Source organism: Gardnerella sp. DNF00109, from assembly GCF_049262845.1.
Taxonomy (GTDB): domain Bacteria; phylum Actinomycetota; class Actinomycetes; order Actinomycetales; family Bifidobacteriaceae; genus Bifidobacterium; species Bifidobacterium vaginale.
The window spans coordinates 1,286,089-1,299,848 of sequence record NZ_CP058406.1 but is presented as its reverse complement, the minus strand read 5'-3'; the positions used below and the strand labels follow the sequence as shown (position 1 = coordinate 1,299,848).

Annotated in this window: 17 protein-coding genes; 12 read left to right on the top strand and 5 right to left on the bottom strand. The window is 45.0% G+C overall.

The annotated features are described in order from the left end of the window. The first annotated feature begins 28 nt into the window (after window positions 1-28). On the top strand, window positions 29-817 hold the full coding sequence (locus tag HXT20_RS05190) for a zeta toxin family protein (protein WP_032834329.1): 789 nt from the start codon (window positions 29-31) through the stop codon (window positions 815-817). Between the two features lie 331 nt (window positions 818-1,148). Here HXT20_RS05190 and HXT20_RS05185 read toward each other — a convergent pair whose 3' ends face one another. From HXT20_RS05185 to HXT20_RS05165, 5 genes are all read right to left on the bottom strand, one after another. After that, complete coding sequence (locus tag HXT20_RS05185; protein ID WP_369803150.1) at window positions 1,149-1,223, bottom strand: 50S ribosomal protein bL37; 75 nt, start codon at window positions 1,221-1,223, stop codon at window positions 1,149-1,151. Between the two features lie 102 nt (window positions 1,224-1,325). Continuing rightward, on the bottom strand, window positions 1,326-2,285 hold the full coding sequence (locus tag HXT20_RS05180; RefSeq protein ID WP_422114291.1) for an aldose 1-epimerase family protein: 960 nt from the start codon (window positions 2,283-2,285) through the stop codon (window positions 1,326-1,328). Between the two features lie 46 nt (window positions 2,286-2,331). After that, the gene (gene ybaK, locus HXT20_RS05175) at window positions 2,332-2,832 is read right to left on the bottom strand and encodes a Cys-tRNA(Pro) deacylase (RefSeq protein ID WP_101890336.1); all 501 of its coding nucleotides are present in this window, start codon (window positions 2,830-2,832) and stop codon (window positions 2,332-2,334) included. A gap of 110 nt (window positions 2,833-2,942) precedes the next feature. Further along, a complete protein-coding gene (gap, locus tag HXT20_RS05170; RefSeq protein WP_004117281.1) occupies window positions 2,943-3,998 on the bottom strand; it encodes a type I glyceraldehyde-3-phosphate dehydrogenase in 1,056 nt (351 codons plus the stop codon). Between the two features lie 175 nt (window positions 3,999-4,173). Next, window positions 4,174-4,911 (bottom strand): thiamine diphosphokinase, encoded by a 738-nt coding sequence (locus HXT20_RS05165; RefSeq protein ID WP_004112993.1) that lies wholly within the window; start codon window positions 4,909-4,911, stop codon window positions 4,174-4,176. A 302-nt stretch (window positions 4,912-5,213) separates the two neighbouring features. Here HXT20_RS05165 and infC point away from each other — a divergent pair, with 302 nt between their 5' ends. From infC to rplI, 11 genes are all read left to right on the top strand, one after another. Further along, window positions 5,214-5,948: a translation initiation factor IF-3 gene (gene infC, locus HXT20_RS05160; RefSeq protein ID WP_013399724.1), complete on the top strand. Its 735-nt coding sequence runs from the start codon at window positions 5,214-5,216 to the stop codon at window positions 5,946-5,948. Then, complete coding sequence (gene rpmI, locus HXT20_RS05155; protein WP_004112988.1) at window positions 5,929-6,123, top strand: 50S ribosomal protein L35; 195 nt, start codon at window positions 5,929-5,931, stop codon at window positions 6,121-6,123. The genes infC and rpmI overlap by 20 nt, the downstream gene beginning before the upstream one ends. Window positions 6,124-6,179: 56 nt before the next feature. Further along, window positions 6,180-6,563 (top strand): 50S ribosomal protein L20, encoded by a 384-nt coding sequence (gene rplT / locus HXT20_RS05150; RefSeq protein WP_004114536.1) that lies wholly within the window; start codon window positions 6,180-6,182, stop codon window positions 6,561-6,563. 370 nt (window positions 6,564-6,933) lie between these two features. Continuing rightward, complete coding sequence (locus tag HXT20_RS05145) at window positions 6,934-7,227, top strand: ACT domain-containing protein (RefSeq protein WP_004112985.1); 294 nt, start codon at window positions 6,934-6,936, stop codon at window positions 7,225-7,227. Between the two features lie 19 nt (window positions 7,228-7,246). Further along, complete coding sequence (locus HXT20_RS05140; RefSeq protein ID WP_004112982.1) at window positions 7,247-8,611, top strand: PFL family protein; 1,365 nt, start codon at window positions 7,247-7,249, stop codon at window positions 8,609-8,611. Window positions 8,612-8,692: 81 nt separating this feature from the next. Beyond that, window positions 8,693-9,715, top strand: a complete 1,023-nt coding sequence (locus tag HXT20_RS05135) for a ribokinase (protein WP_182835734.1) — start codon at window positions 8,693-8,695, stop codon at window positions 9,713-9,715. A 67-nt stretch (window positions 9,716-9,782) separates the two neighbouring features. Continuing rightward, on the top strand, window positions 9,783-10,799 hold the full coding sequence (locus tag HXT20_RS05130; RefSeq protein ID WP_004112979.1) for a ribose-phosphate diphosphokinase: 1,017 nt from the start codon (window positions 9,783-9,785) through the stop codon (window positions 10,797-10,799). Between the two features lie 184 nt (window positions 10,800-10,983). Beyond that, window positions 10,984-11,280, top strand: a complete 297-nt coding sequence (rpsF, locus tag HXT20_RS05125; RefSeq protein WP_004112977.1) for a 30S ribosomal protein S6 — start codon at window positions 10,984-10,986, stop codon at window positions 11,278-11,280. A 74-nt stretch (window positions 11,281-11,354) separates the two neighbouring features. Then, complete coding sequence (ssb, locus tag HXT20_RS05120; RefSeq protein ID WP_004112976.1) at window positions 11,355-11,996, top strand: single-stranded DNA-binding protein; 642 nt, start codon at window positions 11,355-11,357, stop codon at window positions 11,994-11,996. Window positions 11,997-12,201: 205 nt separating this feature from the next. After that, a complete protein-coding gene (rpsR, locus tag HXT20_RS05115) occupies window positions 12,202-12,450 on the top strand; it encodes a 30S ribosomal protein S18 (RefSeq protein WP_004105399.1) in 249 nt (82 codons plus the stop codon). 16 nt (window positions 12,451-12,466) lie between these two features. Beyond that, a complete protein-coding gene (gene rplI / locus HXT20_RS05110) occupies window positions 12,467-12,913 on the top strand; it encodes a 50S ribosomal protein L9 (protein ID WP_004114542.1) in 447 nt (148 codons plus the stop codon). Window positions 12,914-13,760 lie beyond the last annotated feature (847 nt).

Below are 13,760 nucleotides of genomic sequence, written 5' to 3'. Positions count from 1 at the left end.
GAAAAATATGGGTAAGTGTGATTTTGCTATGGTTATAGAAGATTTTAGCGAAGAGTATTTTACTCACTGTTTGTTAAGAAATTTACGTTCTTTACAAATGTATAAGCATGCAGATTTGCATCCTAAGGCGGTTTTACTCGGTGGACAAAGTGGTGCTGGCAAAACGACCATTCATGTAATAAAACAAAAAGAATTTAACGGTAACATAATAATCCTTGATGCTGATAGCTATAGGACTCAACACCCTTATTATTGCGAGTTGCTTGATAAATACGGTAAAGAAAGTGTTAAATATACGAGTGCTTTTTCAGCAAAAATGGTAAGAAGCTTAATTGATGAGTTAAGTTCTAAAAAATATAATCTCATAATTGAAGGTACTTTGCGCAGTGTTGAAGTGCCTAGCAGCACTGCAAAAATGTTGATAGATCGCGGTTACCGTGTTTCTCTTGCTGTCATCGCAACAAAACCTGAATTGTCATGGATCAGTACACTGATTCGCTACAGGGAAATGTATTTGGAAGATCCTAAAAGTGCTAGGGCAACTCCTAAGGATCATCACGACAATATTGTGAACAATATAGTAGATAACTTGTTGAAATTAGAACAATCGAAAATATTTGACAGAATTCAGATTTACAAGCGAGACGAAAAATGTATATATGATTCTGATTCGTATAAAAATAGTCCAAATATTACAGCAGCTAGTGTTCTTAAGGAAGTGCTCTTTGGCAAGAAAACTATTGATGAGAAAAAGTTGATTTGCCACGCTAAGAATAGGTTGAATGAACTAGACAAGTTGATAGATAAAAGTTTGTAGAATTTGCAGAGACTTGCATTAGCGCGGCTGATTTGCGCGAGTGGGTTATTTTGTAGTATTTTGTTTTTTTTTTTATCCCGCATTTGTTCCCATATTTGGCGTTTTGATAAACAAATGCGGGGTAAGAGATAGGCAGAGTGAAGAGTTGTGGGGTAAAAAATTCAGATAAGCGGCAAAAGGTGTGTCAACAACTCGAGTTTTCGTTGAAATATCAAGAAAGACTTGTCGTAGTTAATATAAAAAACGAGCATGTCCACAATAAAAGTGAATATGCTCGTCTTTTTTAAAATAGTTTAAAATCACCAAAAATAAAGGTTAATAAATCACTAACTTAAGCATTTGGTCTTTTGCCGTGATTTGCTGCCTTTTTGCGGCGTGCCTTGCGCTTACGTCCACGCATACCCATAATAAACTCCTAACGATTAAAATGAACAACCTTAGGGATTATCGCACATTGCCAAGACGTTCAAGCTTTTGTCTTTCACCAGATGTCACATATATGCAGCTATCACATATTCTCAATCAGAGGTGAAATTCTAAATTGGTTAACAACAGTTTCCTGTGGTGCTATAACAGTCAAGTCTGTTCCTGTGTTAAATGCATTCGCATATGCCGTCTGTGGTTCTACAGCAACTCCGCAAGGATGCTTGTCTGCAGGGAAACCAGTTGCAGTGCACACTTGGAATGATGTTACGCTTTTGTCGCCTTTCACCGCTATTTGTAAGTCGTCAGCTCGCGTAAAAATCGCAGTAGTCCACTCATCGCCATCCCTAATTAAATCAGTCCAAGCATCATCAAATGGCTGATTAACTAAAAATGGATTATCGCGTAAATCAAATCGCGTTCCGTCCACGCTTTCTGTGCCAACTGGTATTAAACGTTCATTTGCGCGCACATGCGTTTTTGCAGGAAGCTTAAGCTTGCACTTAGAGTTTAGTTGATCAATCTCGTCTCCATGCCCTTGTAATCCGTTGCACAGCCAAGGGTGCATTGCAGCAGCCCATGGAGCATCATCATTGCCATGATTGGTTGTATTTAACGTTAAATGAATCCCATAATCGTCAAGCTCCCAAGTGGCTATGGTAACAATGTCAAAAGGATATCCTTCCATATTTGGTGATCGCCATAAAAGACTCACACTTGATTGTGTAACGCTTAAAGTTTGCCAGTATGAGCGGTATCCGTAGCCGTGCAAAGCTGTGTCTCTATCTCGCTCATCGATAGGCAGAGTATAAGACGTGTTTTGGAACTTGTAAGACGCTTTATCTACACGATTTGGGAAAGGAATCAGTATTTGTCCATTGTAGCAAGGCGGTAACTCGTCAGCTTCAAATGGCACAACAATATCGCTGTTTCTCCAAGTAAAATTGCGTAGTGCAGCTCCAAGTTGTGTTATTGTAGCCTTGTAATCTTTGTGGCAAATCGTGTATTGGTTGCCTGTTCGCGGTGGTAGCGAATACGATTTCATAAATCACCCCTGTGTGAAAACGTTTTAATAATACGAATTGTATTACTTAAGCCAATATATCTGCTACGGTTGCGTTAAGCAAGCTAACTAAATCGTTTGGATTTAGAACAACATCAAGACCGCGTTTGCCTCCAGAAACAAGAATCTCATCAAAGTGCATAACACTAGCATCCAGAACGGTTTTGTGATGAGTACGCTGACCAAATGGGCTGATTCCGCCAACCACGTAGCCGCTTTCGCGTTGGGCTACATCTGGGCTTGTCATACTGGCTTTTTTGGCATTTACTGCGCTAGCAATCGCCTTCATACTCAATCTACCGTTTACTGGCACAATCCCAACTACGCGCTTTTCGCCAGTGTCTACCATAAGTGTTTTGCACACTTGTTCAGCATTTACGCCTAATTTTTGCGCTGCTTCCATGCCATACCCATCATCCATGTGGTCTGCATCGTGCTCATAGTCAACAACGCGGAACGTAATTCCAGCGTTTTCTAACTGTGCGATTGCTGGCGTTGCTTTACCTGTCGTAGCATGTTTTTTGCTCATTTTTACCCCCCGTGTGCAAAATGCTTTGCGAAAACCCCCTGCGATGAGTCACCGCAAGGGGTTTATAGCTTTTATTTAAGCTTTATTAGCTTTACCGTGTTTCGCTAACTTTACTCAGCAATCTCAGCGAAGTAAAGCAAGGTGCGAATCATGTTAGCAGTAAAGCCGTACTCGTTATCGTAGAAGGTAACGGTACGAGCCAAAGTTACGCCGTCAACAGTGTTAACATCGGTCTGAGTTGGATCGAAAACGCCACCGTGGGTGTCGCCAATAATATCGGAAGACACGATGCTATCAGCATTGTAACCGAAGTACTCGCAGTTTTCGAAAGCCTTCTTGAAGGCTTCGTTGATTTCTTCGGTGGTTGCTGGCTTCTCGAGAACAGTGGTCAACTCGGTAACAGATCCATCTGGAACCTGAATACGCTGAGCATGACCCTGAAGCTTGCCGTTAACTTCTGGAACAACCTTGCCGATTGCCTTAGCAGCACCAGTGGAGTGCTCGATTGTGTTGCAAGCAGCCGAACGGTTGTTGCGTGGCTTGGAGCCGCGTGGGCCGTCGAGAATCATCTGGGTGCCAGTGTAAGCGTGGATTGTGGTCATGAAGCCAGACTTAATGCCCCAGTTATCCTGCAAAAGCTTAACCATTGCAGCCATGGAGTTGGTGGTGCAAGAGCCAGCGGACACAATGTTGTCGGTTGGCTTTAAGATCTCTTGGTTCACACCAAACACAACGGTTGGGGTGGTTTCGTCTTTAGCAGGAGCAGAGATAAGAACCTTCTTAGCTCCAGCGTTCAAGTGAGCCTGGGACTTTTCTGCAGAAGTGTAGAAACCAGTGCATTCGAGCACGAACTCAACGCCATCGTTCTTAACCCATGGAATATTGTTTGCGTCTTTTTCAGCGTAAACCTTGTAAGTCTTACCATCTACGACGATTGCGTCTTCGGTGGAGGTAACCTCAACTGGGGTGCCGTCGTCGTGGCGGAAAGTGCCATGAGTGCTGTCGTACTTAAGCAAGTAAGCAAGCATCGAAGGAGTGGTCAGATCGTTGATGGCTGCGACTTCGATATCGCCAGCTTGACCGCCACGAGCCTGAAGCTCAAAAATACGACGGAATGCCAAACGGCCGATACGTCCAAAGCCGTTAATACCAATCTTGACTGTCATATGGGATCTCCCTTGAGTGAAACCTTAACGCATAGTTCTAGCGATTTTTCGCGATTTTTAACAATACGTTTTGGTCTTCGTTATTTAAACTAACATGTTCATTTTAATGTGCGGTATGTACGACGCATTACGAGGCATTTTTGCTCTCTACACCGCAAATTTGCGATTATTTACGCTATTTTGATGGCACAGCGAGAGCGCTTGAAATGCTAGTGTTTATATCTCCCAAATCGCCAACTGGCCGCTTAAACCAGCTGACTTGCGGCAGTGGAGCATCTATAGGGAATGTGATTACAAGAGTGCCTTCATGAACGTCAATATGTGCAGGAGTGTCGTTTAGTAACTCGTTGCTTAAGCCTTGAACGGCATCACCATACATAGTTGCGTGCTGAAGTTGATATTTAAGACCAATCTCGTTTACATCGCTAGAAACGGGCGTGTGTGAGAACACAGAAACCATGCGGCCTTCGTGACCATTAGATGCAGGAAAGTCAAGAGAACCGTTGTGAATTGCTGTAACAATCGTGCCGTCTCCATACAAGAATCCAATTCCGCCTCTAACGGCAAGTCGAACCATAAGCTGAATATTGGAAATCGTGTGATCGACGCGACCGCCTAAGCCGCCAAAAATATGGAATTCTCTAGAACCTTTAGCCCAGCCAACTTTAAGAGCAGAAAGCAAATCTGGATCATCTTTTTCGGCGGGAAGTCGTGTAATGGCAGCATCTGTTGGAAGCTTTAAGCGCACAGAATCAAAGTCACCAATTAGAGCATCAACGTGCAAGCCGAGTCTGCACGCATGGTCCCAGCCACCATCTGCCGCAATAGTTAAAGCGCGATCAGGAACATGTTCGCGCGTATGGTCGTAATAATCTCCAGCTGCTAAAACAACGCAGCGCTTTAAAGGCTCCATAGACTTAATAATATCGCGCGCGCGGAATTGCGTTTATTTTGCGTGTTTTACTGCGATTTGTTTAGTATTTTTGAGCACGGTTGATTATTGGCATTGATTAATGTCAAGGCTCCAAGTAGAATAGACATTTGGCTTGAGTAATCAAGAAAGTGGTATATCCCACCTGGAAGCCCAAAGTGGTTTCGGGTTCATGACTTCGGTCACGTGGCATTTATTTATTGCTACAAAGCCGCACGGCTATGAATTTAGGTTGCGTGCTTATTTTGATTGATGTGTGAACTTGAATTTATCTTTGCCTTTTGGTGTGCTGTTCCACTGTTTTAACAAGGATTGGAGTCATCATTAGCGACGAACCACGCATTAACGAAGAGATTCGCGTCTCCCAGGTACGCCTTATCGGTCCGAAAGGCGAGCAAGTGGGGGTCATCGCGACCTCGGTAGCGTTGAACCTGGCAAAGGAAGCGAACCTCGATCTCGTCGAGGTGGCACCTACTGCTAAGCCTCCTGTAGCCAAGCTTATTGACTACGGTAAGTACAAGTACAACGAGAAGATTAAGGCTCGTGAAGCGCGTCGTAATCAAAGCACAGCTGAGATTAAGGAAATTCGTTTCCGACTCAAGATTGATGATCATGATTTCGATGTTAAGAAGGGTCATGTTCTTCGATTCCTAAATGGCGGCGATAAGGTTAAAGTCACCATTATGCTGCGTGGTCGCGAGCAATCGCGTCCTATCGGCGGAGTTGAGTTATTGCGTAGGCTTGCAGATGAGGTTTCCGAAAGTGGAACTATTGAGTTTGCCCCTAAGCAGGAGGGTCGTAACATAATAATGACTCTCGCTCCTAAGGGCAAGAAGATTCATACTCAGTCTGAGCAGCGTCGTAGAGGCGCTGAATCGCGCGCAGAACGTCAGGCTCGCCAGGCAGCGCGTCTTGCAGCAAAGCAAGGAACTCAGGATGCGGCAGCAGTCGCAGCACAAGCTTCTGTAGAATCTGATCAGAATCATAAGGAGGGCAGCAATGCCGAAGATGAAAACTAATTCCGCAGCGTCCAAGCGCGTTCGCCTTACCGGCACTGGTAAGGTAATGCACGATGGTAGCGCAATGCGCCACAACTTGGAGCATAAGTCTGCTCGCAAGCGTCGTGCTTTGTCTGCAGATAAAGTTTTGGCTACAGCACAGAGCAAGAATTTGAAGGGCTTGCTGGCTAAGTAAGTTGCAGTAAAGCGAAGACGCAATTAAAGATTTTTTAAGAAAGCTGAGGAATACTTATGGCACGAGTAAAGCGCGCAGTTAATGCTCACAAGAAGCGTCGCGTTGTTCTTGATAGGGCTTCGGGTTATCGCGGTCAGCGTTCCCGTCTTTATCGTAAGGCAAAGGAACAGCTGCTTCACTCATTTACTTACAACTTCCGCGACCGCAAGGCTCGCAAGGGCGACTTCCGCAAGTTGTGGATTCAGCGTATTAACGCTGCAGTTCGCGCAGAAGGAATCACCTACAACCGCTTCATTCAGGGCTTGCGTTTGGCTGGCATCGAATTGGATCGCCGCGCTTTGGCTGAGCTCGCTGTTAGCGACGTTGAAACCTTCAAGGCGATCGTTGAAGCTGCTAAGGCTGCTTTGCCAGCTGATGTGAATGCTCCAGTAGAAGCCTGATTTAGTTTGATTTAGCCTGTTCGGTCTGACTATTCTAGCTAAGCTGACTAGTCAGACTAAATAGATTAGACTGAATGGATTAAGCTAAATAGATAGCTTAGCTAGGTTTTTGTCTTAAACCCGCCCATTGTGGCGGGTTTTTGTATAAGTATTTTGCATATGTATTATGTATGTTGCGTTTTATACATAACGGGCAATAGTATAAGCATTGAGCAAAAACCAGCGCTTTACTAGATCGAAACAGATCAGGTGACGTGCTGATGAGTCGCCAGCAACCGCCGATCGGTAAGGGTTTTGCGCCTAATAAAAATAAAAAAATAAAAAAAATAATAAGACCAATAAAAGAGAAAAATCGCCAATAGGAGTGATTATGAACACCACTAATCATGATGAAAACAAAGCCGTAATCACCGTAGTAGGCAAAGATGCCGTAGGAATCATAGCCAAAGTAACATCACATTTAGCAAGCCGCAAAGCGAATATCCTAGACATATCTCAAACAATCGTCAATGGCTTTTTTAACATGATGATGATTGTAGACGTAAATGAAATAAGCGTAGAATTTGGCGAATTAGCGGAAGAACTAGCAAAACTAGGCGAAGAAATCGGCGTTCGCATACACTGCCAGCGCGCGGAAATTTTTACAAACATGCACAGAATCTAGGTATTAGTAGGAGAAACCCATGCTAAACATTATGGAAGTGAGCGAAACAAACTCAATGATCGAGCAAGAAAAACTCGACGTTAGAACCATAACAATGGGAATAAACCTGCTAGACTGTGCAGACGCAAGCGTGCAAAAAGTGTGCGAAAACGTGTACAACAAAATTACGCGCATTGCAAAAGACTTAGTCAGCACGGGCTGCGCGATTGAACGCGACTACGGAATTCCTATTGTGAACAAGCGCATAACCGTAACACCAATAAGCCTAGTTGGAGCTTCTGCGTGCAAAAGCCCAGACGATTTTGTGCAAATTGCGCACGCGCTAGACAAAGCAGCAAAAAAAGTTGGAGTGGATTTAATCGGCGGATACTCAGCGCTGCCTGCAAAATCTATGACAACAGCCGACCGCATGCTTATAGAATCATTGCCAAAAGCCTTGAGTGAGACAGATATTGTGTGCTCAAGCGCAAACGTAGGTTCCACACGCACTGGAATTGACATGGATTGCGTGGAGTTACTTGGGCGAGTAATCAAACAAATCGCACAGGCAACTGCAGACCGAGACTCCTACGGATGCGTGAAGTTCGTAGCATTCTGCAACGCTCCAGACGATAATCCGTTTATGGCAGGTGGATTCCACGGCGTAACAGAAGGAGACGCTGTGATAAACGTTGGCGTATCTGGACCAGGCGTGGTTTCGCGCGCGCTAGACGAGGCGCGCGGGAAGGATTTTGCGTTCTTGTGCGAAACGATTAAGCGCACGGCTTTTAAGATTACGCGAGTAGGCCAGTTGGTTGCGCAAGAGGCATCTAGAAGGCTAGGGGTGCCGTTTGGCATAATCGACTTGTCGCTTGCGCCAACACCAGCCGTGGGAGACTCCGTAGGCGAAGTCTTAGAAAAAATCGGACTTTCTACTGTTGGCGCTCCTGGCACAACAGCCGCTCTTGCAATGCTTAATGATCAAGTTAAAAAAGGTGGAATAATGGCTAGCAGCTACGTTGGTGGGCTTTCTGGCGCGTTTATACCTGTTTCGGAAGACGCAAACATGATTGCTGCGGCAAAGTCAGGCTGCCTTAGAATAGAAAAGCTAGAAGCAATGACGTGTGTATGCTCTGTAGGCTTAGACATGATTGCAATTCCTGGAAGCACAACAGCTGCAACAATATCTGGAATGATAGCGGATGAGGCAGCAATAGGCATGATAAATCAAAAAACAACTGCTGTGCGCATAATCCCTGTGGAAGGGAAAAGCGTTGGGCAAATGGCCAATTTTGGCGGTTTAATGGGGTATGCTCCGATTATGCCAGTAAACACCGAAAGCTGCGAGGAATTCGTTTCGCGCGGTGGGCGAATTCCAGCGCCTGTGCATAGCTTTAAAAATTAGGGCGATGTCGTCTAAAAATGACGACGTCTAAAATTGTGTGAATATCTGTGAATATTTATGAATATTTATGAAAGGGTTTCTATGATAGAAAAAACTACTCCGTTAAGCAACGAAAATCTTGCTAACGCGCTTAAAAAAATAGGCGAAAGTCAAAATCATGTTGCTGTAGTAGGTTCCATGAACGCAGATTACACAATAGTTGCCGACCGTCTTCCAAATCCTGGAGAAACTGTAAACGGAAGTGATTTGCGAGTACTACCAGGAGGAAAATCTGGGAATCAAGCCGTTTCTGCAGCAAAAATCGGCGCGAATGTGCAAATGTTTGGTGCTGTAGGCAGCGACGAAAACGCAGAATTCCTTCTTAACACGCTAGAATCTGCAGGTGTAGACACGTCTAAAATTTTGCACGTAGAAGGCATAAAAAGTGGCGCAACAGTAATAACAGTAGATGCAAAAGCTGGCGAAAACACAATCGTCTATGCTCCAGGATCTAATGCAAAAGTAAGTGTGGAATATATTAGTCAAGAAGATGTTAAGAAGGCTATTAGCAGTGCAAGCGTTTTAGGATTGTGCCTTGAAAGCCCAATGGAAACTGTAACGGAGGCTGCAAAAATTGCGCGCACAGCTGGCGTAAAAGTTTTACTTAATAATTCGCCTTTTGTAAGCGAGCTGCCACGCGAGTTGATTGAAAACGCAAGCATACTGCTTGTAAACGAGCATGAAATGGCGCAATTGCTTAAAATTCACGAGCCAGAAGATGGCAATTGGGATGATTTTGACTGGTTTGATGCGGCGCGCATTATGCACGAGTATGGTTTCGACGAGGCAGTTGTGACTCTTGGTGCAGAAGGCTCTGTTGTTTTAGATTACAATGCGGAAGATGGTAAAAAGGCTGTTCGCATATGCCCGCAAAAAGTTTCTGCAGTAGACACCACGGGATGCGGTGACGCATTTATGGGAACCGTTTTGGCAGGACTCGCCGCTGGATTTAGTTTAGCTCAAAGTGCGCAAGTGGCAACATATGTTTCTGCATACGCAGCAACAGGATTTGGAGCGCAATCGTCTTACGGCAGCGCGCAACAGGTGGTTCGTGCGTTTGAGTAGTGGCGCTGTATGCTGCTAGACTAATCGCGTATGCGTTTTTACCGATTTTGCAAATGGGAAGGCAGATATGTCAACAATTCTTGAAGGCACTCCAAAAAAGCAAATGATGCTAGTAACGGGTAGAGCATATCCGCAACTTGCGGAAGAAACTGCCAAATACCTTGGAATAGACGTTCTAGAAACAACTGCCTACGATTTTGCAAACGGAGAAATGTATGTGCGCTTTACGCAGCCAGTTCGAGGCGCAGACGTTTTTGTTTTGCAAGCGCACACCGATCCAATCAACAATTGGATTATGGAACAGCTGCTTATGGTTGACTCTTTAAGGCGAGCATCCGCTAGAAGCATAAACGTTGTAGCACCTTTCTTTGGGTATTCGCGTCAAGATAAAAAGCATCAAGGTCGTGAGCCAATTACAGCGCGACTTATGTTTGACTTATTCCGTTCCGCTGGAGCTAAAAGGATTCTTACCGTTGACATGCACGCGGCTCAAGAGCAGGGATTCTTCGACGGACCTGTAGACCACTTAACAGCAATGCCAGTGTTGATTGATTACGTTCGTAACACTATGAGCCTAGAAAACACTACGATTGTTTCCCCAGACGCTGGACGAATCAAGGTTTCGGAGCAGTGGGCCGCAAAGCTTGGTGGATTGCCGTTAGCGTTTATTCACAAAACTCGAGATACAACAAGGCCAAATCACGCGGAAGCGCACGGAATTATTGGCGATATTCAAGACAGAGATTGCATTGTTGTAGACGATATGATTGACACGGCTGGCACGATTTGCGAAGCTGTTCGCACGCTTAGAGGAGCAGGTGCGAAGTCTGTTACTTTGGTGGCAACTCATGCGCTTCTTTCAGGACCTGCCGTAGAGCGACTTAAAGGTTGCGGAGCTCGCGAAATCATTTTGACAGACACTGTTCCTGTTCCAGAAGAAAAGCGCTTAGAGAATATGACGGTTCTTTCGATTGCACCTCTTCTTGCTGCTGGAATTAGGTCTGTGTTCAGGTCTGGATCGCTTGTTTCGCTTAGAAACGCACTTCCAGAAGACATGAAGCACAGAAATATTTACGCTCATTAGTGTTGTTGATTGGCTGCGCGGTGGCGAGTCGCCAGCATGATGTAGACTTAACAGGTTGTTCGTAAAATTAAATATGCAAAAAATTATGCAAAAAATATTGCGTAATAACTTAATTTGCGAATGATTTGCAAACACACTCCTGCTGTGGAAATTCCACAGCCGAATAGTCCGAAGGAGGTGGGTGATGTCTGCACATAAGTATGAACTGATGTTCATTGCCGATCCAGAGCTTGATGAGCGCGGTCTTAAGAAGTTGACCGAGCAGTATCTTGAGCTTGTCACCAAAGAGGGCGGTTCCGTTGACGGTACCGACTACTGGGGTCGTCGTAAGCTTGCCTATGAGATTGACGGCAAGACTGAAGGCAACTACGTTGTAGTGAATTACACTGCTGAGCCAGCTCTTAGCGACGAGCTTGACCGTGTTTTGAATCTTAACGAATCTGTAGTCCGCACGAAGATTCTTCGCAAGGACGCAAAGTAAAGTCAAAATAAAGTTGGATTTTTGTTCTAAAATCTCAAAGTAAGAAAAGTCTTAAAGTAGGGAATGAGGCTGCAATGGCTGGAGAAACTGTTATAACGGTGATTGGAAATTTGGCTAAAGAGCCAGAAACTGCCACCAGTTCTAACGGCAGTGTTAGAACTTCTTTCACAATTGTGTCTAATTCTTCGACTTTTGACAGAAGAACAAATAGCTACATTAATGGCACACCATTATCGCTTAGATGTGTTGCATGGGGAGACTTAGCTGAGCATTGCGCGCAAACGCTTACAAAGGGAATGCGTGTTATTGTTCAGGGCAGGTTGCGTGCAAACAACTACGTTGATAAAAACAGCAACGAAAAGCGATACAGCATCGATTTGATGATTGATGAAATTGGGCCATCCCTGCGATTTGCTACTGCTCAAGTTAATCGTTTGAGCTCTAAAGGCGGTTTTGCTGGGAACAATAATGGATTCAATCAGGGCGCTGGTGCTGGAGCTGGTATGAATGCTGGTGGATACACTGGCGGTTATGCTGGCGGCGCGAATTATGCGAATAGTGCGGCTGCTGGTGCTGGAATGAATGCGCAAAATGGCGCTAATCAGGGCGTAAACGTTGAAGACCCGTGGAGTGCTTCTGCTCCATCAAATGGCGGATTTGCAACGTTTGGAGCTAGCTCCGATTTTGGTGGATCAGACGAAGAGCCAGAGTTCTAGTTTACTAGCTTACTAGGCGAGATAATGGCGGTTAATCCGCGGTTGCTTGCGACTATCTGGTTGGGCGCTTGTTAGTCTAATCTAAAACATAATTTAGAATTTGATTTAAAATCTAACTAAAAATTGACTTTTATAAACTTAAAAACATCAGTTTAGCGTGTAAACAAAAATAAATGTTTATAACGCATTTGAGAGAGGACATCCTATGTCACGTAAGAGGCCGCAACCACCGGTCAAGCCTTTCAAAAAGAAGCCAAATCCTTTGAAGGCTGCCAAGATTACTGAAATTGATTACAAGGACGTTGCTTTGTTGCGTAAGTTCGTTTCGGACCGCGGCAAGATTCGTTCCCGTCGTATTACTGGTGTAACCGTACAGGAACAGCGCAAGATCGCGAAGGCAGTTAAGAACGCTCGCGAAATGGCTTTGCTCCCATACGCCACCACTGGTCGCTGATTGAGAGGATAAGAACATGGCAGAAACCAAGGTTATTCTCACCAAGACCGTTGCAAACTTGGGTCACTCTGGTGACGTTATTACTGTTAAGGCTGGTTACGCACGTAACTACTTGATTCCGCAAGGCTTAGCTTTTGCATGGAATAAGGGTGCTGCTTCCCAGATTGAAGCAATGCGCCGCGCTCGCTTGGCTAAGGCTGTTGCCACTCGCGAAGAGGCTGTTGCAGCTAAGGCAGCAATCGAAGGTACTGTTGTAGAAATCGCTGCTAAGGTGAGCGAGTCTGGCAAGCTCTTCGGTGGTATTTCCGCCGATAAGATTGCTGCTGCTTTGGCACCAAAGGCCGCCGTTGAAGCACGCGCTATTAGCGTTGCTGTAATCAAGACCACTGGCGAGTTCCCAGCAACTGTGGCTCTTCACCCAGAAATCAGCGCTTCCTTTACTGTTAAGGTTGTAGCTGAGTAGTTAAACGTGTTCCAGCTTCCCACGCGAGTGTTGCGAGTTTTGTAGGATTTGCGTTGTATTTGCGTTGGGAGGCAATCCATTTGGATTGATCTTAAGCATTGGCTCTGTGTGAGTTGTGGCGAGTTTTACTTGCTGTGACTCACACAGAGCTTTTTTATTGCGAATCGACTTGCATGGGCGCTTTGACTGAGCTTGAAATTGCATAACGCATTTCAAGCTCCTTCAAAGCGTGATTTGGCTCAAATGTAAAGTCCAGTGGACTTTACATGCCAAATCAGCCGAGCGGCTACTAATAGCCGCGAGGAATAGCGTAGCGCGCGAATGCACTTCGATTCGCTGAGCTTGCTCAAAGTTGAAAGCACAGTGTGCTTTCAACGCAAGCGAAGACGTGAGCGCGCTGTAACGCGCGAGCGATACATCTCATTCAGTGCGAAAAATCTCGAATCTCTACCTTGCTTGCGCGACGACCTGCCTTTTCGCTTAGAGCGTAGCGCGAAAAGGCAATTCGGAGCGCTGAGCCGCTCAAACGTAAAGTCCAGTGGACTTTACATGCGGCGAAGACGTGAGCGCGGCTAATCCGCGCGAGCGATATTCCTTGTTTGGTGTTGCGCGAGGGCTGGGTGTTTCTACGTTCGCGAGGGGTATTCCCGCGTTTGTTTATCGAAATGCCAAATATGGGAACAAACGCGGGATAAAAGAGAAAAACCCACTACAGAGGGTCTAAAAATGTGATTTGTATCATAACAAATGTTTAGATTGGTTAATGAAAAGTTGTGAAAAAACGCCCCTATTCAAAATATTTACAAAAAAATATTAATCCCTAAAACCGTTGAAAAATATGGCTTGG